This is a genomic window from Acinetobacter sp. GFQ9D191M (assembly GCF_011174875.1).
GTDB lineage: Bacteria > Pseudomonadota > Gammaproteobacteria > Pseudomonadales > Moraxellaceae > Acinetobacter.
This window is the reverse complement of the sequence record NZ_JAALGV010000158.1, coordinates 1-619: the sequence shown is the minus strand read 5'-3', so window position 1 is coordinate 619 and position 619 is coordinate 1. Positions and strand designations below refer to the sequence as shown.

The window sequence follows — 619 nt, the reverse complement described above, 5'->3', positions numbered from 1 at the left end:
CTGTCAAGCGCGTATTTTCAAGATTAAACCCGCGTCCTTTGAGACAACTGAATAAGGTTTCAATTTCCCAGCGTAATGCATAATCCTGAATAGCATTGGCATTAAACTGAGGAGAAACGACGAGTAAAAGCTCTCCATTTTCTAACTGTAGTGCACTTATATATAGTTTCACCCGACCAACCAAAATCCGTCGTTTACGACATTCAATTTGACCAACTTTAAGATGGCGAAATAAATCACTAATTTTATGATTCTTTCCTAAATGATTGGTGACAATGAAGTTTTTTTAACACGAATGCAGAAGTTGATGTCTTGTTCAATTAACCATGTAAACCACTGCTCACCGATAAACTCTCTGTCTGCGAACACATTCACAATACGGTCTTTACCAAAAATGGCTATAAAGCGTTGAATCAAAGCAATACGCTCTTTCGTATCTGAATTTCCACGTTTATTAAGCAATGTCCAAAGGATAGGTATCGCTATTCCACGATAAACGATTGCGAGCATCAGGATATTAATATTTCGTTTTCCCCATTTCCAATTGGTTCTATCTAAAGTCAGTTGCACTTGGTCGAATGAAAACATATTGAAAATCAACTGAGAAATTTGACGATAA

The 619-nt window shown here is 36.7% G+C and carries 1 pseudogene; it reads right to left on the bottom strand.

The window, feature by feature from the left end:
* Window positions 1-619, bottom strand: a pseudogene (locus tag G5T77_RS16745) (IS4-like element ISAba1 family transposase); the annotation flags it as partial.